At 32.8% G+C, this 24,110-nt stretch carries 22 protein-coding genes; 18 read left to right on the top strand and 4 right to left on the bottom strand.

All coding sequences use genetic code 11. The annotated features are described in order from the left end of the window. Positions 1-60 precede the first annotated feature (60 nt). Positions 61-1,599 carry an IS1182 family transposase gene (locus AB3G33_RS11175; RefSeq protein WP_367769393.1) on the bottom strand — a complete coding sequence of 513 codons (1,539 nt, stop codon included), beginning with the start codon at positions 1,597-1,599 and terminating at the stop codon, positions 61-63. 154 nt (positions 1,600-1,753) lie between these two features. Between AB3G33_RS11175 and AB3G33_RS11170 the strand changes: the two genes are divergently transcribed. Both AB3G33_RS11170 and AB3G33_RS11165 read left to right on the top strand, forming a co-directional pair. Beyond that, entirely contained in the window at positions 1,754-2,890 is a 1,137-nt protein-coding gene (locus AB3G33_RS11170) for a helix-turn-helix domain-containing protein (protein WP_367769413.1), read from the top strand. A gap of 140 nt (positions 2,891-3,030) precedes the next feature. Beyond that, on the top strand, positions 3,031-4,086 hold the full coding sequence (locus tag AB3G33_RS11165) for a serine hydrolase domain-containing protein (protein WP_367769410.1): 1,056 nt from the start codon (positions 3,031-3,033) through the stop codon (positions 4,084-4,086). 230 nt (positions 4,087-4,316) lie between these two features. On the opposite strand, the gene AB3G33_RS11160 is transcribed toward AB3G33_RS11165, so the two are convergent. Next, a complete protein-coding gene (locus tag AB3G33_RS11160) occupies positions 4,317-5,855 on the bottom strand; it encodes an IS1182 family transposase (protein WP_367769407.1) in 1,539 nt (512 codons plus the stop codon). Between the two features lie 135 nt (positions 5,856-5,990). Between AB3G33_RS11160 and AB3G33_RS11155 the strand changes: the two genes are divergently transcribed. The 4 genes from AB3G33_RS11155 to AB3G33_RS11140 all read left to right on the top strand — a co-directional run bounded on the left by AB3G33_RS11155 (position 5,991) and on the right by AB3G33_RS11140 (position 10,116). Next, complete coding sequence (locus AB3G33_RS11155) at positions 5,991-7,442, top strand: caspase domain-containing protein (RefSeq protein WP_367769404.1); 1,452 nt, start codon at positions 5,991-5,993, stop codon at positions 7,440-7,442. A gap of 261 nt (positions 7,443-7,703) precedes the next feature. After that, the gene (locus tag AB3G33_RS11150; RefSeq protein WP_367769401.1) at positions 7,704-8,603 is read left to right on the top strand and encodes an NmrA family NAD(P)-binding protein; all 900 of its coding nucleotides are present in this window, start codon (positions 7,704-7,706) and stop codon (positions 8,601-8,603) included. Between the two features lie 23 nt (positions 8,604-8,626). After that, positions 8,627-9,529, top strand: a complete 903-nt coding sequence (locus AB3G33_RS11145; protein WP_367769399.1) for a helix-turn-helix domain-containing protein — start codon at positions 8,627-8,629, stop codon at positions 9,527-9,529. A gap of 53 nt (positions 9,530-9,582) precedes the next feature. Then, positions 9,583-10,116 carry a YbbC/YhhH family protein gene (locus AB3G33_RS11140; RefSeq protein WP_367769396.1) on the top strand — a complete coding sequence of 178 codons (534 nt, stop codon included), beginning with the start codon at positions 9,583-9,585 and terminating at the stop codon, positions 10,114-10,116. A 249-nt stretch (positions 10,117-10,365) separates the two neighbouring features. Here AB3G33_RS11140 and AB3G33_RS11135 read toward each other — a convergent pair whose 3' ends face one another. Further along, positions 10,366-11,904, bottom strand: coding sequence for an IS1182 family transposase (locus AB3G33_RS11135; protein ID WP_367769393.1), 1,539 nt, complete (start codon positions 11,902-11,904; stop codon positions 10,366-10,368). A 110-nt stretch (positions 11,905-12,014) separates the two neighbouring features. On the opposite strand from AB3G33_RS11135, the gene AB3G33_RS11130 reads away from it, so the two are divergent. The 7 genes from AB3G33_RS11130 to AB3G33_RS11100 all read left to right on the top strand — a co-directional run bounded on the left by AB3G33_RS11130 (position 12,015) and on the right by AB3G33_RS11100 (position 16,685). Then, entirely contained in the window at positions 12,015-12,833 is an 819-nt protein-coding gene (locus AB3G33_RS11130; protein WP_367769391.1) for a hypothetical protein, read from the top strand. Positions 12,834-12,991: 158 nt separating this feature from the next. After that, entirely contained in the window at positions 12,992-13,513 is a 522-nt protein-coding gene (locus AB3G33_RS11125; RefSeq protein WP_367769389.1) for a hypothetical protein, read from the top strand. 165 nt (positions 13,514-13,678) lie between these two features. After that, complete coding sequence (locus AB3G33_RS11120) at positions 13,679-14,104, top strand: hypothetical protein (protein WP_367769386.1); 426 nt, start codon at positions 13,679-13,681, stop codon at positions 14,102-14,104. Positions 14,105-14,444: 340 nt separating this feature from the next. Further along, positions 14,445-15,044 (top strand): hypothetical protein, encoded by a 600-nt coding sequence (locus tag AB3G33_RS11115; RefSeq protein ID WP_367769384.1) that lies wholly within the window; start codon positions 14,445-14,447, stop codon positions 15,042-15,044. Positions 15,045-15,347: 303 nt separating this feature from the next. Further along, on the top strand, positions 15,348-15,641 hold the full coding sequence (locus AB3G33_RS11110) for a type II toxin-antitoxin system HigB family toxin (RefSeq protein WP_367769382.1): 294 nt from the start codon (positions 15,348-15,350) through the stop codon (positions 15,639-15,641). 5 nt (positions 15,642-15,646) lie between these two features. Further along, positions 15,647-16,003 (top strand): type II toxin-antitoxin system HigA family antitoxin, encoded by a 357-nt coding sequence (locus tag AB3G33_RS11105; RefSeq protein WP_367769379.1) that lies wholly within the window; start codon positions 15,647-15,649, stop codon positions 16,001-16,003. A 214-nt stretch (positions 16,004-16,217) separates the two neighbouring features. Further along, complete coding sequence (locus tag AB3G33_RS11100) at positions 16,218-16,685, top strand: hypothetical protein (protein WP_367769376.1); 468 nt, start codon at positions 16,218-16,220, stop codon at positions 16,683-16,685. A 101-nt stretch (positions 16,686-16,786) separates the two neighbouring features. Here AB3G33_RS11100 and AB3G33_RS11095 read toward each other — a convergent pair whose 3' ends face one another. Further along, on the bottom strand, positions 16,787-17,533 hold the full coding sequence (locus AB3G33_RS11095; RefSeq protein WP_367769373.1) for an NUDIX domain-containing protein: 747 nt from the start codon (positions 17,531-17,533) through the stop codon (positions 16,787-16,789). Between the two features lie 157 nt (positions 17,534-17,690). Here AB3G33_RS11095 and AB3G33_RS11090 point away from each other — a divergent pair, with 157 nt between their 5' ends. From AB3G33_RS11090 to AB3G33_RS11070, 5 genes are all read left to right on the top strand, one after another. Continuing rightward, positions 17,691-20,156, top strand: coding sequence for a glycoside hydrolase family 3 N-terminal domain-containing protein (locus AB3G33_RS11090; protein ID WP_367769370.1), 2,466 nt, complete (start codon positions 17,691-17,693; stop codon positions 20,154-20,156). A 134-nt stretch (positions 20,157-20,290) separates the two neighbouring features. Further along, entirely contained in the window at positions 20,291-21,109 is an 819-nt protein-coding gene (gene panB, locus AB3G33_RS11085; RefSeq protein WP_367752660.1) for a 3-methyl-2-oxobutanoate hydroxymethyltransferase, read from the top strand. 60 nt (positions 21,110-21,169) lie between these two features. After that, complete coding sequence (locus AB3G33_RS11080; protein ID WP_367769367.1) at positions 21,170-21,928, top strand: glycosyltransferase; 759 nt, start codon at positions 21,170-21,172, stop codon at positions 21,926-21,928. 16 nt (positions 21,929-21,944) lie between these two features. After that, positions 21,945-23,363, top strand: a complete 1,419-nt coding sequence (locus tag AB3G33_RS11075) for an ArnT family glycosyltransferase (RefSeq protein ID WP_367769364.1) — start codon at positions 21,945-21,947, stop codon at positions 23,361-23,363. A gap of 17 nt (positions 23,364-23,380) precedes the next feature. Further along, a complete protein-coding gene (locus AB3G33_RS11070) occupies positions 23,381-24,070 on the top strand; it encodes an RluA family pseudouridine synthase (protein WP_367769361.1) in 690 nt (229 codons plus the stop codon). Positions 24,071-24,110: the final 40 nt, after the last annotated feature.

The raw sequence follows: 24,110 nt of genomic DNA, 5'->3' as shown, positions 1-24,110 counted from the left end.
AAATCACTCAATTTTCATATCGCAACACTACTAATAAAGCCTTGTAAGAAGGCTAATTTTTTACGCTGCTAATTTAGTTTTATATGATACGAAGGCTAATTTCAGTCTTAAATAGTTCGTTTTTAACCAAAGCAAGACTTTTGCCTTGTAGGGTGAGTTCCATTTTTTTAGTTTGGTAATCAAATCAGGAACGCCCAGGATGTTGATACTGCGTTTGATGTTATAAACTAGCATTATTAAGCTGTGTTCGCCGTTTACTTTTTCCAATCCTGTTAAATTGGTATGATTGTAACCCCATTGCCGCTTGATGGTTCCAAAGATGTGTTCGTTTATCTCCTGTCGTTTGCGGTAGAGTTGTGCATTTGCGTGATAGCGTTTATTGTTTGCTTCTACAGCATCCCCATATTGACTGCGGTCTATTTCCCTGCCTCCTGCTCGACTTGTGCATAAATGTTTTACCGAACATCCTTTGCATTTGGGGGTTCGGTATTTTTTAAAATTATAACTATCTCTATCTTTGCTTTTCTTGTGCCAACTACCTGTCGTTTTTAATACTTCGCCCTTTGGACAAGTATAGCTGTCGGTGGTTTTATCGTATTGGAATTGGGAAACTAAATAGGCTGCGGTTGTTCCATTTTCATTGCTTTTTCCTTGTTCAGGTTGAGCTACTATGGTAGTGATATTGGCTTGCTGGCAAATTTCTATTTGTTTGCCATTATGATAACCTTTGTCTACCAAAGCCGTATAAGTCTCAATGCCTAAGTTTTCTTTGGCTTCCAAAGCGATTGCTGATAATGCACTGCGATCATTACGATTAATGGTGTGAGTTGCAACCACAAGATTATGTTTGGAATCAACTGCAGCTTGGATATTGAAGGAAATCTCGACCACTTGCCCTTGAACTAATAACGCTCTAGCATCGCTATCGGTGGTGCTTATCTGTGGTTCTCCGCTGGCTTTTAGTTTTTCTTCCAGTAGTTCATAACGCAATTTATTCCCCTTTAATCGTTCTATTTTTTGTTGGATGTGCTGTATTTTAGTAGCACTTTCTTTAACATCATTTTCATCCAAAGCAGTTAAGTATTCTTGGGTTTTGAATTCAATATACTCGAGGTGTTTGTCAATTTTCTTTTGGTTGAAATTGGCTTTCTTACTATTATGAGCTCGACTTTTTGTGCCATCAATGGCTATGGTTTCACCGCCTATTAAGTCGGAATCTTTTAAAAAGGAAACAAATAGCTTAAAGGTGTTTTTTAAAGCCAAAGGATTATTCTTTCTAAAATCAGTGATACTATGGTAATTGGGACGAATATTTTCTAAAAGCCATTGCATTTCTATATTTCTTGAACATTCTTTTTCTAAGTCACGACCACTTCTGAACCCGTTGAGATAACCGTATAAGTAGATTTTTAGAAAGACTTGGCTATTGAAACTGGGCCGACCTTCGGTCTTAAGCGTTTTTACAGCGAAACCAAGCTTGCTCAGATCAATATGTCCAACGAAGGCATCGATAAAGCGTACCTGATTATCTGTACTTATGGCGTCTTCTAAACTCGAAAAACGCATTTGGTGGCGGGAAATTCCTGTGATGTGTTGCATGACTAAAAATACGAAAATTCCTCTTTTTATTCTAGTATTTTGCTATATTTGATTGAGAATCAAACGAAAGTTTTTTCACAGACTGACGTTACCTGCAAGCTTAAAAAAAATGTGGAAAATTCAAGAAACAAAATGAAAAATAAAAAAAAGATTAATGGATAAAATTAATTTATTGGTTACAATCTCTGTAATAACAATGTTCATTTCATTATTTCTAGCATTATTTTTGGTTACAGTCAAAACAGAACATAAATTAAGTAATAGTCTTTTTGCCTTTTTTTTGGTTTTAACTGCAATTGACATGATTGGAAATATAAACTCTTTGTTTTATATTTCGTTGAATGTTAGAGTTTTTATAAGTTCATTTTTTTTCTTACAACTTCCTACTTTTTATTTATATGTCTTATCCGTTTGCTATTCTGATTTTAAGCTCAAGCAAAAACATTTAATTCATAGTGTTGCTTTTTTAATAGCAAATTTAATCTTATTACCCCACTTTTATACTGTCGATTTGCCTTCAAAAATTCGTTTGCTCGAAAAAAGTAGTAGTATACCAGAAATACAGTTTAATCATATTTTAATGCACATTCAAATGCTGTTATACATCGTTGCAGCTTTTATGATATTGAGAAAAGCAAGGAAAATTTATCTTGAAAATTATGCAGGAGCAAGTATCGAATCACTTAATTGGTTATTTCAATTTACCTTTGCATTGTCAGCCTTTTACTTCATTGCGCTAGTAAAAAACATATTTAAGTTTACAGTGTATCTTAACATCTCCGAAGGGTTAAAAATTGGACTTCTGGTATTTGAATTCTTCATCATTTTTTGGTATTTATATAAAGCATTAAATAATCCCAGTTTATTCAGGAATATTGATTCAAAATTAAAACTGGTTTCTGATATTATCTCTGAAGAGAAAAAAATCGAACCTGAAACTTTAAACGAAGATCTTTTGAGATTAAAGAAATATATGGCTGATGAAAAGCCATTTCTTGATCCTGCTTTGACGATTCAGGATATTTCAAATTCTTTAGATATTCCAGTTCGTGAATTATCAGTTTTAATTAATCATCAGTTGGGTCAGCATTTTTATGATTTCGTGAACACTTACCGGATCGAAAATACAATTGAAATTTTGAAAGATTCATCAAAAAGTAAAGTCACAGTTCTTGAGATTTTGTATGAAGTTGGTTTTAATTCTAAATCTTCTTTTAATACTGCTTTTAAAAAACACACAGGAAATACGCCAACTTCTTATCGTAAAAGACTAAAAAACAAACACTTGTAATTACTCGTACTTTTTACTTTAACTATTCGTACCAATTTTTTTTCAGAAATGTGGTCGAGTACATCCATTCGGTCGCATAAGTTTCAATTCTTCCACAAATTTGTATCGAAATAATTTATTAACACAAAATAAACGATACAATGAGAACTTCATTAAAAATTTTAGCAGCGCTTTTAGTAAGCAACTTTTCTTTTGCACAAGACATTTCTAAAAAGATTGATTCTATAATAAATGCGAATTATCAAAAAAATCCTGACGTTAGCATTAGCGTTGGTTTCGTTAGCAATAATGTAGAATATTTTACAGCGTATGGTAATTTGAGTAAGGATAGTCAGACTAAAGTTGACAAAAATACTCTATTCGAAATTGCCTCTATTACTAAAATCTTAACTTCAAATTTAATTGCACAGGCAGTTATTGAGAATAGAATAAAATTAGAAGATTACATTGATAACTATATTCCGAAAGCCTATGTTTTAAATAAAAATCTCAAAAACAAAATCAAAATTTCTGACTTGGCTTCTCATCAATCTGGTTTGCCTGATATTGATTTTGCAAAGTTAATTGAGATTGATCCGCAACAGCCAGTAAGCAGCATAACGGAAGAAACATTGACTACGATAATCAATAATTGTACAGAGTTAAAAGATTATGGTAAATACCGTTACTCTACCATTGGCTATACTTTACTGGGACTAATTCTAGAAAAAGTGTATGGCAAAAGTTATGATAAAATTATCAAAAGCAACATAATAAATCCATTAAAAATGACTAATACCTTAACTATAAACTTCGATGTGAAAAACAGAGTTGTTGGTTACAACCCTGATGGAGGTGCTCAAGAATTATTTAATTGGAATATCACTGCACCATCAGGATTAATAAAATCTAATGCTTCTGATATGGTTAAATACCTGAAAGCGGTCTTAAATAATGAAACGGCAATTGGTAAAGCCGCTATGATGACAGAAGAAATCTTCTATAAAGATGAAAAAAGACAATTAGGTTTAGGTACAAACATAATGAAAGATGAAAAAAACACACTTTATCAAAAATCTGGTGATTTAATGGGGCAATCTTCACTTATATGCTATAATAGAGCCAAAAATTGGGGAATTATTATATTGATAAACCAAAGAAACTCAGAAATTAGAAATAAACTATTGAATGAAATTTATAACACCATTTTGAAATAAATAAAAAGCCAGCAGGTAACAGCGGTTTTGCGAGATTGCGAAATATGTGGTAAATTCACGTTTATCTATCGCAAGAAATTTTATCTTAGCAGAAAAATCTCGGTTACGAACTTCGTAACCTCGCAAAGCCGCAAAACGTCAGGCTGTGAAAAAACCTCCTTTTTTCCTCAAAATCACTCAATTTTCATATCGCAACACTACTAATAAAGCCTTGTAAGAAGGCTAATTTTTTACGCTGCTAATTTAGTTTTATATGATACGAAGGCTAATTTCAGTCTTAAATAGTTCGTTTTTAACCAAAGCAAGACTTTTGCCTTGTAGGGTGAGTTCCATTTTTTTAGTTTGGTAATCAAATCAGGAACGCCCAGGATGTTGATACTGCGTTTGATGTTATAAACTAGCATTATTAAGCTGTGTTCGCCGTTTACTTTTTCCAATCCTGTTAAATTGGTATAATTGTAACCCCATTGCCGCTTGATGGTTCCAAAGATGTGTTCGTTTATCTCCTGTCGTTTGCGGTAGAGTTGTGCATTTGCGTGATAGCGTTTATTGTTTGCTTCTACAGCATCCCCATATTGACTGCGGTCTATTTCCCTGCCTCCTGCTCGACTTGTGCATAAATGTTTTACCGAACATCCTTTGCATTTGGGGGTTCGGTATTTTTTAAAATTATAACTATCTCTATCTTTGCTTTTCTTGTGCCAACTACCTGTCGTTTTTAATACTTCGCCCTTTGGACAAGTATAGCTGTCGGTGGTTTTATCGTATTGGAATTGGGAAACTAAATAGGCTGCGGTTGTTCCATTTTCATTGCTTTTTCCTTGTTCAGGTTGAGCTACTATGGTAGTGATATTGGCTTGCTGGCAAATTTCTATTTGTCTGCCATTATGATAACCTTTGTCTACCAAAGCCGTATAAGTCTCAATGCCTAAGTTTTCTTTGGCTTCCAAAGCGATTGCTGATAATGCACTGCGATCATTACGATTAATGGTGTGAGTTGCAACCACAAGATTATGTTTGGAATCAACTGCAGCTTGGATATTGAAGGAAATCTCGACCACTTGCCCTTGAACTAATAACGCTCTAGCATCGCTATCGGTGGTGCTTATCTGTGGTTCTCCGCTGGCTTTTAGTTTTTCTTCCAGTAGTTCATAACGCAATTTATTCCCCTTTAATCGTTCTATTTTTTGTTGGATGTGCTGTATTTTAGTAGCACTTTCTTTAACATCATTTTCATCCAAAGCAGTTAAGTATTCTTGGGTTTTGGATTCAATATACTCGAGGTGTTTGTCAATTTTCTTTTGGTTGAAATTGGCTTTCTTACTATTATGAGCTCGACTTTTTGTGCCATCAATGGCTATGGTTTCACCGCCTATTAAGTCGGAATCTTTTAAAAAGGAAACAAATAGCTTAAAGGTGTTTTTTAAAGCCAAAGGATTATTCTTTCTAAAATCAGTGATACTATGGTAATTGGGACGAATATTTTCTAAAAGCCATTGCATTTCTATATTTCTTGAACATTCTTTTTCTAAGTCACGACCACTTCTGAACCCGTTGAGATAACCGTATAAGTAGATTTTTAGAAAGACTTGGCTATTGAAACTGGGCCGACCTTCGGTCTTAAGCGTTTTTACAGCGAAACCAAGCTTGCTCAGATCAATATGTCCAACGAAGGCATCGATAAAGCGTACCTGATTATCTGTACTTATGGCGTCTTCTAAACTCGAAAAACGCATTTGGTGGCGGGAAATTCCTGTGATGTGTTGCATGACTAAAAATACGAAAATTCCTCTTTTTATTCTAGTATTTTGCTATATTTGATTGAGAATCAAACGAAAGTTTTTTCACAGACTGACGTTACCTGCAAGCATACCTAAAATGACGAAAATATAACAACTTAAAAAATGAAAACATTAGCTCTAATCATTGGAAACAATGAATATTATGAAGGTCATAAACTTGGAAATGCTGTCAACGATGCTACTAGTTTAAAAAACGAATTTGAAAAACTTGGTTATGATATAATGTTTTTAACAGATGGAAATTCAAAAAACATTGTTGAAATATTAACCGAATTTGAAGATCGAATCAAAGATTACGATGCAACTATATTCTTTTTTGCAGGTCATGGTTTTGAGCAAGACGGTGAAAATTATTTAGCATTCACTGAATGTCAGATTGGAGATCCGAATTCGTATCATTGCAAACAAACTTGCATTCAAGTATCTGATTTATTGAAAATATATAGTAACAATACTAACAAAATAAATATATTAATTTTAGACGCTTGTAGAAGAGGATTTGGAAGAGGAAGCGTAATTGCAACATCACCATTTCGTGCTCCAAAAGGAACTTTTATTGCTTTCTCGACTTCTCCAAATGATGGCGCAAGTGATGAAGGATTTGAAGGAAATAGTGTTTTCACAGGAGCTTTATTAAAATATATTGGTAGAGAAAGATTATCTGTTGAAGAATTATTCAAGAAAGTTAGGAAAACAGTTTATGCATTGAGCGCTGGAAAACAAACTACTTGGGAACATACATCTTTAATTGGTGATTTTTATTTTAATACGGGACAATTAGTTTATTCTTTAGCTTTACCTTATTCTGAAGATGTGGTTAAAGATATTAAATATAATAGTAATGACAGTTTTGGAATTCTAATTCAAGAATTAAAATCTTATAATTGGAACAAACAAAATCCAGCCATTGAAAAACTATTGAATTTACCTAAAGATGATTTAGATAGAAATCAAGAATTTATTTTAGGAAGAAATATACTTCAAACAAGTGGTGCCGCATTTAATGCAGGTGAGTTTATGGAAGATATTCAGAATAAACTACAGAAATACACAAAAATAGATGGTGAAAATGATGTTTTAAATGGTGTTTTATTTGAAATTTATTTCAATGCACATGGTGACTTTAGAAAAGAAAAAACAAAAAAACATTTCTTTGAAAACATTATTAAATTACGCAAACTCCCAGAATTTAAAAAATCATTTGATTTTATAATTAATCTACTAATCAGCAATGATTATCCTTTAATTTATCTGCCCAAAGCGGTAGATGAAATAATCGATATTGATATAGTCTGTACAAATCAAAATATTAAAAATTTTGTTGGTGATGATATCGAATATCAAGTTATAAATAAAATTTCTTGTAATTCAATAGATATCACGAATGAAATTGCAAATTATGATTTTCACGGAAAGAATGAATTAGGATTAAAACAAATTTTTTCAAATTTTCTATCTTGTCCAATTGAACTAATCAATATAAATTCAAATTTGCAACTAAATAAAGTAGCAATCAGAAAAGTATTGGAAGAAGAAGATTTAATAAAATGGTAAAAATGCCAGCAGGTAACAGCCATTTTGATATAGCTGGAATTTAGTGGAATTAACGTTCCGCGTCAAGTTTTCGTTAAGCCGAAAATTGAGCGGTTACGAACTTCCAGCCATCTCAAAGTGGCAAAACGTTAGCGGTAATGGTTACGACCCACTTCAATGTTCACAATCATTAAAAACCTTACATTTTCATACGACAAAAGTAGATACGCTTATTTCTGTTGTTTCTTCGATGCCGAATTTTGCATTAAATAAAAATAGAAAATGAATATAATAGTTACAGGTTCATTAGGACACATCAGTAAGCAACTAGCAAAAGAGTTGATACAAAAGGGGCATTCGGTTACAGTTATCAGTAGTAAAGTCGAACGAAAAGACGAAATTGAGGCTTTGGGTGCAAAAGCAGCTATTGGCACAATGGAAAATGTGGAATTTCTATCGACAGTTTTTAAAAAAGCTGATATTGTTTATTGTATGATAACAAATGACAGTAAAGACTTTTTTGACCCACATTTTGATTTGGTAGCATATTATTCCCGAATTGGCAATAATTATAAACAAGCAATTGAACTGTCGGGTGTAAAGCGTGTGGTATATTTAAGCACTAACGGTGCACATACTAACAAGGGCAATGGTAACCTACGCATACACTATAATGTAGAAAATATTTTACGGCAATTGCCTGATGACGTTTCCATTACGTTTATGCGACCAGGTGGTTTTTACTACCATTTATTAAGTTTTATACCAGCTATAAAAAATCAAGGGGTAATAACATCTAACTATGGTGCTGATGATGTTGTTCTCTGGGTATCACCATTAGACATTGCTACTGCTATTGCGGAAGAAATGGAAGCCCCATTTGAAAGAATAAAAATCCGGTATGTAGTGAGTGAGGAACTTTCTGGAAATGATGTCGCAGGAATTTTAGGTGCTGCCATTGGCAAACCGGATTTAAAATGGAAACTTATTTCTGATGAGCAGGTTCTGGACGGGATGGTTAAGTTTGGGATGAACCTTCACATCGCAAAAGGCTTTGTAGAAATGTTTTCAAGTATACACAGTGGTGAACTGTATGTAGAATATTACCGAAATCGACCAGCTTTGGGGAAAACTAAAATGAAAGATTTTGCAAAGGAATTTGCAGCGGCTTACAATAAATAGAAATTACTTTCAATTGGCAAATCATGAGAATACAAAAAATTAAAACAATAAGCCAATATCATCAGGCATTGGGAATACCTAAACCTGAACACCCGTTAATAAGCCTGATTAATTTAGACCATCTTGAGCCTATTAAAGAGTCTATAAGTTTAATTTTTGATTTTTACACTGTTTCTGTCAAAAGAGCCTTAAACACAAAGTTTAAATACGGCCAGCAAGAATTTGATTTTGATGAAGGTGTAATGCTATTTATGAAGCCAGGACAGGTTTTGAGCAGAGAGGTTAGCGAAATTAAGACAAAGCCATCTGGATGGATTTTATCAATCCATCCAGACTTTTTATGGAACACCCCATTGGCTAAGACCATCAAAGAATACGATTTTTTTGATTATTCGGCAAATGAAGCCTTGCATCTTTCACAAAAGGAAGAAACAATGATTATCAATATCCTGCAATCTATTGAACTGGAATATCACTCAAATCTTGACAAGTTTAGCGATAATGTAATTATAGCCCAGTTGGAATTATTATTCAATTATTCTGAGCGATTTTACAATCGCCAATTCCTTACCCGAAAAAAAGCAAATCATCAAATATTAATTCGTTTAGAAGATTTGCTTACCAATTATTTTAATACTGATGCATCGCTAAATACTGGAATTCCTTCCGTGCAAGACATCGCTAAAACATTAAACTTAACGCCTAATTATCTAAGCAGTTTACTAAAAGTATTGACAGGCAAAAGCACGCAACAACACATACAAGATAAATTGATTGACAAGGCAAAAGAAATATTGTCAACAACAGACCTATCGGTTAGTGAAATTGCATATCAGTTAGGGTTTGACTATCCCCAATCATTCAGCAATTTATTTAAAACAAAGACAAGTTTATCACCTTTAGCGTTCAGGCAAACATTTAATTGACAGAAATATAAGACTTCGAGACAAACCACTACCGCTAACATCGGTTTGGCAATATGGCGGCTGAAGTGCTAAATTCAAGTTCAGTTTTTCGATTGAACTTTTGTACAGAACTGAACATTTGTGCTTCGATTTCCGCCACATCGCCAAGCCGTAAACCGTTAGCACCAATGGTAGGACGACATAAAAACAGACCAATGAAAAACATAAAAGCAATTTACTTTTTGACACTTTTGACTTTCACATTAACTGCGTGTGGACAGACAAAAAGTGACAGAACTATACTTGGAAAATCATACGCTGAACAAGAACTTAAATCGGCACTTACCGACAAATCCCAACACAACGTAATTGATAACAAGACTTCAATTATTAAAGACAGTTTGACTGCAATAAACATAGCAGAACCAATTCTTTTCAGCATTTACGGCAAAGACAACATTACTAAACAGCGACCATATGAAATTTACTTCATTGACAGTTATTGGGTAATTGGTGGAACACTTCCAAAAGAATATTTAGGTGGGACATTTTTAATAATCATTGACTCAAGAGACTGTAAAATAATTAGAATAACTCACGGAAAATGACAACGAAAGACCGACACGAACGAACCACTGGTGCTAACAGGCGTTTGGCAAAAAAGCGGGTTCAGTGCTTAAAAGAAGTTTCGTGCTTCATATCAAGTTTAGTACTGGCAGACAGTTTAGTGCTTCGAAATCCGCTTCTTCGCCAAGCGCCAAAACGTCAGGCTGTGAAAAAACCTCCTTTTTTCCTCAAAATCACTCAATTTTCATATCGCAACACTACTAATAAAGCCTTGTAAGAAGGCTAATTTTTTACGCTGCTAATTTAGTTTTATATGATACGAAGGCTAATTTCAGTCTTAAATAGTTCGTTTTTAACCAAAGCAAGACTTTTGCCTTGTAGGGTGAGTTCCATTTTTTTAGTTTGGTAATCAAATCAGGAACGCCCAGGATGTTGATACTGCGTTTGATGTTATAAACTAGCATTATTAAGCTGTGTTCGCCGTTTACTTTTTCCAATCCTGTTAAATTGGTATGATTGTAACCCCATTGCCGCTTGATGGTTCCAAAGATGTGTTCGTTTATCTCCTGTCGTTTGCGGTAGAGTTGTGCATTTGCGTGATAGCGTTTATTGTTTGCTTCTACAGCATCCCCATATTGACTGCGGTCTATTTCCCTGCCTCCTGCTCGACTTGTGCATAAATGTTTTACCGAACATCCTTTGCATTTGGGGGTTCGGTATTTTTTAAAATTATAACTATCTCTATCTTTGCTTTTCTTGTGCCAACTACCTGTCGTTTTTAATACTTCGCCCTTTGGACAAGTATAGCTGTCGGTGGTTTTATCGTATTGGAATTGGGAAACTAAATAGGCTGCGGTTGTTCCATTTTCATTGCTTTTTCCTTGTTCAGGTTGAGCTACTATGGTAGTGATATTGGCTTGCTGGCAAATTTCTATTTGTTTGCCATTATGATAACCTTTGTCTACCAAAGCCGTATAAGTCTCAATGCCTAAGTTTTCTTTGGCTTCCAAAGCGATTGCTGATAATGCACTGCGATCATTACGATTAATGGTGTGAGTTGCAACCACAAGATTATGTTTGGAATCAACTGCAGCTTGGATATTGAAGGAAATCTCGACCACTTGCCCTTGAACTAATAACGCTCTAGCATCGCTATCGGTGGTGCTTATCTGTGGTTCTCCGCTGGCTTTTAGTTTTTCTTCCAGTAGTTCATAACGCAATTTATTCCCCTTTAATCGTTCTATTTTTTGTTGGATGTGCTGTATTTTAGTAGCACTTTCTTTAACATCATTTTCATCCAAAGCAGTTAAGTATTCTTGGGTTTTGAATTCAATATACTCGAGGTGTTTGTCAATTTTCTTTTGGTTGAAATTGGCTTTCTTACTATTATGAGCTCGACTTTTTGTGCCATCAATGGCTATGGTTTCACCGCCTATTAAGTCGGAATCTTTTAAAAAGGAAACAAATAGCTTAAAGGTGTTTTTTAAAGCCAAAGGATTATTCTTTCTAAAATCAGTGATACTATGGTAATTGGGACGAATATTTTCTAAAAGCCATTGCATTTCTATATTTCTTGAACATTCTTTTTCTAAGTCACGACCACTTCTGAACCCGTTGAGATAACCGTATAAGTAGATTTTTAGAAAGACTTGGCTATTGAAACTGGGCCGACCTTCGGTCTTAAGCGTTTTTACAGCGAAACCAAGCTTGCTCAGATCAATATGTCCAACGAAGGCATCGATAAAGCGTACCTGATTATCTGTACTTATGGCGTCTTCTAAACTCGAAAAACGCATTTGGTGGCGGGAAATTCCTGTGATGTGTTGCATGACTAAAAATACGAAAATTCCTCTTTTTATTCTAGTATTTTGCTATATTTGATTGAGAATCAAACGAAAGTTTTTTCACAGACTGACGTTAGTGGCAAGCATCAAAAAAAATGAGAAAATCAATCCTAATAATATCTTTTATTTTCCTTACAACTAATTTATTTAGTCAAAAATTGACGTTAGATGAAGTTGAAAAAGACTTACAGAAAACCTACAAGAAGATTTTATTAAACAGAATTGAAACCGACACAATTAATTGGGGTTTGTTAGAAAGTGAAAATAAAATATTTAGAGAAAAAATAATTAATTACACTTCAAATTATCCATCAACTTTGACATATTCTTTTGATTCACTAAAAAAAGAGAAAATTGATATTGTAAGTTCAGAAGATAAGCTATTTAGGATATATAGTTGGGAAACTTGGCTTGGAGGAACAATGAGAGATTTTGGAAACGTTTTTCAATACAAATTAAATGACATAGTTTGTGCGATTCCGAATGATACAGAACCCGAAATCAATAAATATGATTATTATACACCATTCTATTCCGAAATATTTACTCTTAAATCAAATACTAAAACATATTATCTTGCTGTTTACAATGGAATATATTCAACAAAAGATTGCAGTCAGTCTATCCAAATTTTTACAATTGAAAATGACACTTTAAACAATAATGTAAAATTAATAAAAACAAAAAAAGGATTGGTTAGTTCAATTGATGTATATTTTGATTTTTTTAGTGTTGCTGAAAGACCAGAAAGGCCTCTTCGTCTTATTAAATATGACAAGGAAAAGAAAATTATATATATACCAATTGTTGTTGAAGACGGAAAAGTAACTAACCGTTATATACTTTATCAATTTAACGGAAAATATTTTGAACATATTGAAACTCAAAAACCGAAACCGAAAAATAAAACATAAAATGCCAGCCACTAACAGCCATTTTGAGCTAGCTGGGATTTAGTGGAATTACCGTTTCGCATCAAGTTTTCGTTAAGCCGAAAATTGAGCGGTTACGAACTTCCAGCCATCTCAAAGTGGCAAAACGTTGGTGGCTATATTAGAAAACAGAAATGACGATGAAATTCAGAATTATAATAAATATCATTTTGTTTGTGTTATTAACTTCGTGTAATTCGAACAAAAGCGTAGTTGGAAAATATCGTTCTAACTTTGCTGAAATGGGATTCTTTATAACCAAAATTGAATTGAAACCGGATAATACTTTTCACTATGAATTTTCAGGAGATTTACAGCATACCGAACTTGACGGAATATACAGAATCGAAAAAAACGACCTTTATTTACGTTTTAACAAGCTAAAAGGAGAAACGGAAAAAGACGCAATTAAAATTGCCAAAAATGATACTATTGTAGATTTTGAAAAACTATCAAATTCACATTCTTATGAACTTAAAAAAGATAAGGAAATTGAATATCATTTAAAATACAGAAGATCAAACGGAAAATTATTTGTTTATAATATCCAAACAAACAAAATCGTTAGAAAAGCAAAAAAATATTCAGACAAAAGAAAATATATTTTATTTGGCCCAAAATATTACTATAAAAAAATGTACTTAAAGAAAGTAGAAAAATAAATACAGCCACCAACACTCGTTTTGCCGTATTTGGGACTTTAGTGGAATTACCGTTTTAATTCGTATTTTCGTTTAGCCGAAAATACTCGTTTTCAAAACTCCCAAACACGGCAAAGCGAGGAAACGTTATGCCTCAGTTTAGAAAACCGAAACACCGAAAATAATATGACATTATTCATTGATAAGATTGAAGAATTTGATTTAGGAGGTTTTACTACCGACATCAAAAAAGCTGAATATATTTTAGCGGTCCATAATTTAAGTTTTGAAAAAATATTAAGTGAAACGCCAAAAACAACTGAATTGCCTTCAGGAATGTTTACTAGTGGAAAATACGTTGTTTCTTTTAACATAAGTTGGGATTTAAAAACGGTTAACATTGGATTTATGAATTACCAAATGGATTTAGATAAATGTTTTGATGTTTTTGCTGATTGTATGTCTCCTAAAGGAGTCGCTGGATTCCATACATTAAAAGAAAAAATAAAACTAAAAGACAAATCCGAATTAAATAAAATCGAACTTTCCGACGATAACTCAGACTTTGTAATAGCTTACGGAAATTACATTGAACACGGCAATCGTCAATAAATATAATTTCTGGAGTTTTTAAATGTTTAAATTCTAACATAAAAAATAGTTTTAAAATTGTTTCCGACTTAAAAACGGTGCGGAAGCGAAACCGAAAATTGAAACGTGAAAATTGAAACGTGAAAATTGAAACGTTAAAATTGGAATAGCACAAAAACCGAAGGCATAACCGCTGTTTTGAGCTAGCTGGAGTTTAGTGGAATTATCGTTTCGCATCACGTTTTCGTTAAGCCGAAAATTGAACGGTTACGATTTTCCAGCCATCTCAAAGTGGCAAAACGTTACAGGTAATGCATCCGCTGACAGGGGAAAATAAACGGAATATTTCAACCAAAAATTTATGGATGATAATCTAGACGATTGGGATAAAAAACGAAAAGGTTACTTATCAGTAGCTATAATTTGTTTTATTATTGGAGCGTATTTATTCATTAGTGTTCATAGTGATAGTTACGTAATTAAATCATCAGACCTTAAAACTATTGAAAATTTAATAGCTTCCGACAAACCCAAATTTGAAGAAATTACTGGGAAACACGGTAGAAAATGGATCGAATTTAAATGTATTGAAAACAAATCTACTTTCAAAATTGCTGATTTTGATTATAGGTGCGTCAACGATGATGAAGTAATAAATGAAATAAATTTTGGTGATACAATTTCAATTCAGATTTTAAAAGATGATATAGAAAATTTTGATACTGAAGCAACTTGTGAAATTCATTCGCTTGTGAAAAATAAAAAAGAATATATAGACATTGAATGCAGAAACAAAAAGGAAAATAAAGATTCAGAAAACGTATATATAATCTTATTTTCAGTGACTATAATGACAGGTGGAGTATATTGTTTCACCAAAAAACCGAAGTTTTTTGATGAAGTTGATCCACGTGTTCCAATTTGGATTATAATAATAGTACTTTTTTTTGTTCTACATTAAATTACACAAAATAAGCACTACCTGTAACAACCATTTTGAGCTAGCTGGAGTTTAGTAGAATTACCGTTTCGCATCAAGTTTTCGTTAAACCGAAAATTGAGCGGTTACGAAGTTCGCAAACTAAAGGCAAAACGTTGCAGTAAATGATTTTGCAATCGTTTGCGACGAAAAAGAATATAGCGAAATAGCAAAGCGGAAAATACTTTGGTTTAATTAAAGTGAAGCATTTTGTGCATAACAAAAATCTTATAAGCATTTCCCGTATTGGGAACTTTTGTTTATCTTTGAAAAAAAAATTAAACATTGAGAATAATTTCGAAAAAGATATTGCGAGATTTTTGGGAAGTTCATGCAAATTCAGAACAGCAACTCAAATCCTGGTTTCAGGAAACCAGCAACGCTGAATGGAAAAATCCAAACGAAGTAAAAAAAGAATATCCAAGCGCGAGTATTTTAAATGATAATCGCTTTGTTTTCAATATCAAAGGAAATAATTACAGATTGATTGTAAGGATAAATTATAATTACCAAATGATTTGGATTCGATTTATTGGAACGCATGCAGAGTATGATAAGATTAACGCAAACGAAATTTAAAAGCTATGGAAATTAAACCTATAAAAACAGAAAAAGATTATAATCAAGCTTTGGAAAGATTGGAAACAATCTTTGATGCAAAATTCGGTTCAGCAGAAGGCGATGAACTTGAAGTATTGGGAATTCTTATCAATCAATATGAAAATGAACGTTTTCCAATTGGTTTACCAGATCCAATCGAAGCGATAAAATTCAGAATGGAACAAATGGGTTATAATCAAAATGATTTGGCAAAGATTGTTGGATTGAAAAGTCGAGCAAGCGAAATCTTAAACCGAAAAAGAAAACTTTCATTAGAAATGATTCGTCAACTTCATGAGAGATTGAATATTCCAACAGATGTGCTAATTCAAACATATTGAAATAAAGCACGTCGGCTAACAGCTGTTTCTCGCAACTGACGAGAAGTGGCATAACTTCAAACTGTCTAAAAACCTCAGTTTTGAGTTTTTGTTCTCGGATTCCTATCTTTGAAAAATATAAAATATGGAATTCTTAGAGAGTTTATTTAGGTTCTTAGACGAACTGACGTTATAGCCAATGCGAAAAAAATGCAGAATCCTGAAATAGATTGAAATGAAATTTGAACTAAAATTTATAACTGATTACGGACAGTTCTATATTGCTGACAAAAATGCGAAAGGAAATACTGGTTCCGAAAAGTTTTGGACTGACGAAGCATTCACCGACAGACTTGCAATAGAAGATGGAATAATTGGCGTTGGAATTGCGAATGATGAAGGAATAGTAAATTGTGAATTTGAAATTTTAGATTCTGAAAGTTTAATTAAAGATTTTGCCGAATTTGACCACGTAGTAGAAGCTAGTATAAATATTCATTCTGGAATTTTACAAGTATTGGACTGCCCAAATTCCGAAATTGAAATTGAAGTAGAAATTGAAAATGGCGCATACAGAATACGTGTTTATTCGTTAAATTTGGAAACAGCTTTTGATGAAAATCCAAGCGATTACTATAAAATTGAAATGTGGAAAGAAGTCAATTCGAAACGGAATGTTTTACAAAGATATACGGAAAAATAACCACTGTCTATAACCGCCATTTGAGCGAGCTGGAATTTAGTGGAATTACCTATTTAAATCACACTGAAATTGAATACAAGTTAAGATAGATACGGTTTAAGTTACCAGCCTTCATTAAATCCATTTTTTAGTGCCAACTGGTATTTATCTAAATCAAATTTATACAAATCGGGTGCTTTGTGGGCCCCTCCTTTTCTACTTTCGTCTAGTTTTTCAAGGATATCATAACGCAACATTTTTCGATAAAAATTACCCCGATTTAATTTTTTACTTAAAATAATCTCATACAACTTTTGAAGTTCAGGCATGGTAAATTTTTCAGGCAGTAAACTATGACCAATAGGTTTATGATTTAATTGTCGGCGAAGTGTTTCCAATGCTTTATCAAAAATACTTCTGTGATCCATCATAAAAAGGGGTAATTCCTCAATTGCTTTCCATTCACAAGCATCGGAAATATCGTCCATAACCAAATTGACTTGGTGAAAATCGACTAAAGCATAAAATCCTACCGAAAGAAATCGCTGTTTATTCCATAGTGTATCTGGAAATTCGTCAAAAATACCAGCTGACCGATTTAGATCACTAAAAACTTTAAATTCCTGTAAGTAAATGTTTTCAGCACCTGTTCTACTAAAAAGGATTCTATTGGCTGCTTGTTTCAAATTTTCTGTTTTTAAAACATATCCCCCAGGAAGCGCCCAAAGATCTTTTTCTTTCAATCTTGTAAGCAATACTTTTAAGATGCCATCATGAAATCCAAAAACGACACAATCAACAGATAAATTTGGAATATAAATATCCCAAGCTTCATTTGACTTCTCTTCTATTATTTTATTAAATTCCATTTTTTCAAGTTGGTTGCGAAAATACGAAATAGATTATAATTTTTACTTTAAAAACTGATAATCAAAAAATAAACTCCTTTTTTTTACAAATATTAAAAAAAAATAATTAATATTGCTTCATATTGAAGCAATAAAAACTATTTATTAAATAAACCACATGAAAAACAACACAATTTCACAAATCGTAAAAACTTCGCTGCTATCAGCGTTAGTTGTTTCTGGGATTTCTTGGACAAAAAAACCAGAAATAAATGACCCGAAAAATAGTCCAATCATTACTATAAATGGTTTTACTTTTTCAGATTTAAATAAAAACGGAAAATTAGATAAATATGAAGACTATCGACTTTCTACCCAAGATCGAATTCAAGATCTAATTAATCAAATGACCGACGAAGAAAAAGCGAGTATGCTTATTGGAATCGGAATGCCTGGTTTTGATTGGGAAAAAATGCAATTCACAACAGGGAAAGAAACAGCAAAAGTTCCTGGTTCAGCAGGTGGTACAACTGAAATTTCCAGATTAGGAATTCCATCGGTAATTGTATCTGATGGTCCTGCAGGTGTGCGTATTAAACCAATTAGAGAAGACGATGCGAACACTTATTATGCTACAGCTTTTCCAGTAGGAACAGCATTAGCCTCTACTTGGAATGAAGCACTTATCAATTCAGTTGGTAAAGCAATGGGAAATGAAGTAAAAGAATATGGTATAGATGTACTATTAGGTCCTGGAATGAATATTCACAGAAATCCATTGTGTGGAAGAAACTTTGAATACTATTCAGAGGATCCATTAATCGCTGGAAAAATTGCAGCAGCAATGGTAAATGGTATACAATCTAATGGTGTAGGAACTTCGATAAAACACTTTGCTGCAAATAACCAGGAAAGAAACCGAATGGGTGTTAATGCACATGTTAGCGAGAGAGCTTTACGTGAAATATACCTAAGAGGTTTTGAAATTGCAGTAAAAGAGGCACAACCGTGGACTGTAATGTCTTCATATAACTTTTTGAATGGTACCTATACATCGGCACGTAAAGATTTATTAACCACTGTACTTCGTAATGAATGGGGTTTTAAAGGGTTAGTAATGACTGACTGGTTTGGTGGATACAATGGATTTGGGGCTATAATGAATAAAGATTTTGTTAGTGATGTTACCAAACAACTAACTGCTGGAAATGATTTATTGATGCCAGGTCTACCTGCTCAAAAAAATGCAATTATTGAAAATATAAAAAATGGTAAATTATCTCAAGAAGACATCAACATTAATTTAAGAAGAGTCTTAGAACTAGTAATGAGATCGCCTGCAATGAACAATTACCATTATTCAAATAAACCAAACTTAAAAGAAAATGCACAAGTAACTAGAGATGCTGCTGCAGAAGGGGTAGTTTTATTGAAAAACGAAGGTAATGTATTGCCATTTACTTCAAAATCAGCTCCACTAGCTGTTTTTGGTGTTACTTCTTATGATTTTATTTCTGGTGGAACTGGAAGTGGTGATGTAAATGAAGCCTATTCTATTTCCTTAATTGAAGGTTTAACAAATACTGGTTTTTCAATTGATACCGAATTAGAAGGACTATACAAACCATTTATGGTTGCTCAAAAAGAAATTGAAGCTAAAAGACGTGAAAAAGAAGGTTTATTGGCAACACCAAAAAGACTTCCAGAATTAGAATTAAATGCAGAAATCGTTCAAAATAAAGCTAAAACTTCTGAACTGGCATTAATCACAATTGGTAGAAATGCAGGTGAAGGGGATGATCGTAAAGTTGAAGAAGATTTTAACTTAGCACAAGATGAAATCAATTTAATCAATACCGTTTCGGCAGCTTTTCATGCTCAAGGCAAAAAGGTAGTGGTTGTTTTAAACATCGGTGGTGTAATCGAAACGGCTAGCTGGAAAGACAAAGTGGATGCTATTCTTTTACCTTGGCAACCGGGTCAAGAAGGAGGAAATTCTGTTGCAGATGTTTTCTCTGGAAAAGTAACTCCTTCTGGAAAATTAACAATGACTTTCCCTGTAAAATACGAAGATACACCATCGGCTAAAAACTGGATTGGAACACCTCCAGAAAACCCTACTGATGTAACTTATGAAGAGGGAGTTTATGTTGGATATCGTTATTTCAACACTTTTCATGTAAAACCATCTTACGAGTTTGGTTACGGATTATCATATACTACATTTGATATTTCAAATTTAAAAATGAGCTCAAAAGCATTTACAAACAAAATGGATTTTACAGTAACTGTAAAAAATACAGGTAAAGTAGCAGGTAAAGAAGTAGTACAATTATACCTTTCTGCTCCATCAAAAAGCATTGACAAACCAATTTCAGAGTTAAAAGCTTTTGGTAAAACCAATTTATTACAACCTGGAGAAAGTCAAACAATAACGCTAACATTAAATCCTAAAGATTTAGCTTCATTTATTACAAGCAAAAATGCATGGATTGCTGAAGCAGGTACTTATAAAGTAGCAATTGCAACTTCCTCATTGGACACAAAACATACGGCTACATTCACATTAGCAAAAGAAACAATTGTTGAAAAAACAAATTCTTCCTTTGCTTCTGACTTAAAATTTACTGATTTAAAACATTAGTATACTAATTTATAATAATTCTTTAAAATGGGTTCGATTTTTCGAACCCATTTTTTTGTTTCTAAAGAATTTGTTTTACTACTTTTACAACCTATAACCTGTCACCTTAAAACGGGACAAAAAGTAACAATTCCATGTCTGTAGCAAAAAAAGATTATAAAAGAATAACTACAAAATCATTAATTGAAATGAAAGCCAATGGAGAAAAAATCTCCATGCTTACTGCCTATGATTATTCTATGGCAAAGATTGTTGATACAGCCGGTATTGATGTTATTCTAGTTGGAGATTCGGCTTCAAACGTAATGGCGGGACATGAAACTACGTTGCCTATTACATTAGACCAAATGATTTATCATGCCTCCTCTGTGGTACGAGCTATCGAAAGAGCACTAGTTGTTGTTGATTTACCTTTTGGAAGTTACCAATCGGATCCCAAAGAAGCCTTGCGTTCTTCTATCAGAATCATGAAAGAAAGCGGTGGACATGCGGTAAAATTAGAAGGAGGAAAAGAAATTAAAGAATCAATTAAAAAAATATTGAATGCTGGAATTCCAGTTATGGGACATTTGGGCTTGACCCCACAATCCATTTATAAATTTGGAACTTATACCGTAAGGGCAAAAGAAGAAGATGAAGCTGATAAATTAGTGGAAGATGCTAAATTATTAGAAAGGCTTGGATGTTTCGCTTTAGTTTTGGAAAAAATACCTGCTCATCTAGCTGAAAAAGTCGCTAAAAGTATTTCTATTCCTGTCATTGGAATTGGTGCTGGAGGTGGTGTTGACGGTCAAGTACTAGTCATTCATGACATGTTAGGAATGAATAATGAATTTAGTCCTCGCTTTTTACGTCGTTATATGGATTTATACGACGGAATGACTAAAGCCATTAGTCAATATGTTGCTGATGTAAAATCTAGCGACTTCCCAAATGAAAAAGAACAGTATTAATCTTTTATTAAAGGTGTTTTAACATTCATGGTTGTATATTTACCCTAAATAAATATTACTATGCTTGAACCACCTAATACATTTATTGTAATTCCTTGTTATAATGAGGAAAAAGGAATTACAATTAAAGAATATTCAAGGTTTCTAGATAATTATCATCACGCAAAGATTTGTTTTGTAAATGATGGATCAACTGATAGTACCCTTGCTTTACTAAATATTTTAAAGAAACAATATACGAATCAAGTGTATATTGTTTCTTTATTAAAAAATGCGGGTAAAGCAGCAGCAGTTAGAGAAGGAATCATCTATTGTAATCAAAATTTTGACCACCAGTTTATTGGGTATTTAGATGCTGATCTTGCTACAACACTAGAGGAATTCATGGAAATCCAAAAATACATAAAGGATGAAATTGTATTTTGTTTTGGTTCCCGAATTAGAAAAATAGGTTCCACAATTGAGCGTCAAAATAGTCGCTTTTTGATTGGTCGTGTTATTGCGACTTTTATTTCACATGTATTGGGCATTAAAGTTTACGATACACAATGTGGTTGCAAAGTTTTTACAAGAGAAATTTCGATTCGATTGTTTAAAAAAGAATTTATTTCAAAATGGCTGTTTGATGTTGAGCTCTTCTTTAGAATGATTATCCTTTTTGGAAAAGAAAGAGCCATTCAAAAAATGTATGAAGTTCCGCTTAAATCTTGGATTGAAAAAGGAAATTCTAAAGTTAAACCAAGCTACTTTTTTAAACTTTGGATCGATTTATTCCAAATTAGAAAAAAATACAAAAACAACACTACCAAATTAATCTAACCTAAACTCTAAAAAAATGATTGCAGAGAAATTTAAAAGTAACTCTTATGTTCTATCTATCTCCGTAATTCTTATCGCTTTATTTAGATTATTGTTGACTGCAGCAATTCCTTTACTAGATAAAACGGAAGCCAGATATGCTGAAATTGCAAGAATTATGCAAGAAACCAATCAATGGGTTGTCCCTCAAATTGATTACGGTATTCCTTTTTGGGCAAAACCCCCATTATCAACTTGGTTGTCTGCTTTTAGTTATGTTATTTTTGGCGTAAATGAGTTTGCTTCAAGATTTCCATCTTTTTTACTTAGCATATTATTAGTGATTATAGCAGGTAAAATGGTTAAAAAAAGCGGAGCTTCGTTCTATTTACCCGGTTTTATTTTATTAACGATGCCTGAGTTTTTAATACATACAGGCGTAGTTTCAACTGATACTGCTTTAGAATTTTGTGTAGCTATCATGATGATTTCTTTTTGGAAAACCATGAAAAGTGATAAAAAAACCTATTGGAATTATCTGTTTTTTGTTGCTTTAGGATTGGGACTATTGGCCAAAGGACCACTTATTATAGTGCTTACTTTTCCCCCATTATTTATATGGTGTTGCTTGGATACAAGAAGATTTCGCGAATTGTTTTCTAAGTTTTCAGTTATAATTGGGATTCTAATTACAGCCCTAATTGGACTACCTTGGTATTATTTTGCTGAACAACAATCACCTGGTTTTCTAGATTACTTTATAATTGGAGAACACTTCAAGCGTTTTATTGAACCCGGCTGGCAAGGAGATTTATATGGTAGTGGTCACTCACAACCAAAAGGAATGATTTGGCTTTTTATGCTTGGTTTTGGACTTCCATGGGTGCAAATTGTTTTTTATAAAATATGGAAAAATAGAAAATCAATATGGAAAAACGACTGGATTTCCTTCTTGGTTTTATGGTTATTCTGGACCCCTATTTTCTTTACTTTATCTAAGAATATACTCCATACGTATATGCTTCCTGTAACACTTCCTATCATGTTTTTGATGGTGTATTGGTGGGATGACTTTGAAAGTAAAAAGAAACTCATCCGAGTTGCTTTAATTTTTCCAATAATTGCAGTTATAGCGTATACCGTTCTTGCAACTGGAATTTTTGATGACAAAATGAATACTGATAAGTACATCTTGGAACATCTTATGGAGAAAAACGAGAACAAAGATATACCACTATATTATTGGAAAGAGAAAAATTATTCTGGTCAATTTTATACCAATGGAAAAGCACAATTAATAAAAAATGCTACCCAATTTGATTCTGTTTTTAAATTACATAAAAAAATATTTTTAGTAACTCTTAAGAAAACTGAAAATGAAATTCCAGAAAAATATAGGAAACAAATGGTTTTAACCGAAAGCAATTATAAAACAGCTATTTTTGTAACAAAATAAGAGACTAAAATTTAGTAATGAAAGAGCTATCCAATAAAAATAACCTTCAAGTACTTCATGAAGACAACCATATCATAGTGGTAAACAAACGTGTAGGAGATCTCGTGCAAGGTGATAAAACGGGAGACAAGCCACTTAGTGAGGTGGTAAAAGAATACATTAAAAACAAATACAATAAACCTGGTGAAGTATTTCTGGGTGTTGTACATCGTCTTGACAGGCCCACAACCGGAATAGTTGTATTTGCAAGAACAAGCAAAGCACTGACACGATTGAATGAATTATTTAAAAATAGAGAAACTCAAAAAACATATTGGGCGATTGTAAAAAATAAACCTCTAAAAAAAGAAGATAAATTAATTCATTTTATCAAAAGAAATGAAAAAAACAATACTTCGAAAGCACATTTAAAAGAAGTTCCTGATAGTAAAATAGCCAGTTTAGATTACACTGTTTTCAAAGAACTTAACAATTATTTTGCTTTAGAAATTAATTTACATACTGGAAGACATCATCAAATTCGAGCACAATTGGCATCCATTGGCTCACCTATAAAAGGAGATTTGAAATATGGATTTGATCGTTCTAATCCGGATGGTGGTATTCATTTACATGCTCGAAAATTAGTTTTTATTCACCCAGTCTCTAAAGAAGAAATCAAGATAATTGCACCTGTTCCAAATGAAGTTATTTGGAATGCAATATGATTTTAATTTGATAAAAATTAGAATTAAAAATTTAAATTAT

Origin of the sequence: Flavobacterium sp. WC2421, from assembly GCF_040822115.1 — a bacterium.
Lineage (GTDB): Bacteria > Bacteroidota > Bacteroidia > Flavobacteriales > Flavobacteriaceae > Flavobacterium.
Note: the sequence above shows the minus strand (reverse complement) of the source record. Positions and strands in the feature narration are given on the sequence as shown.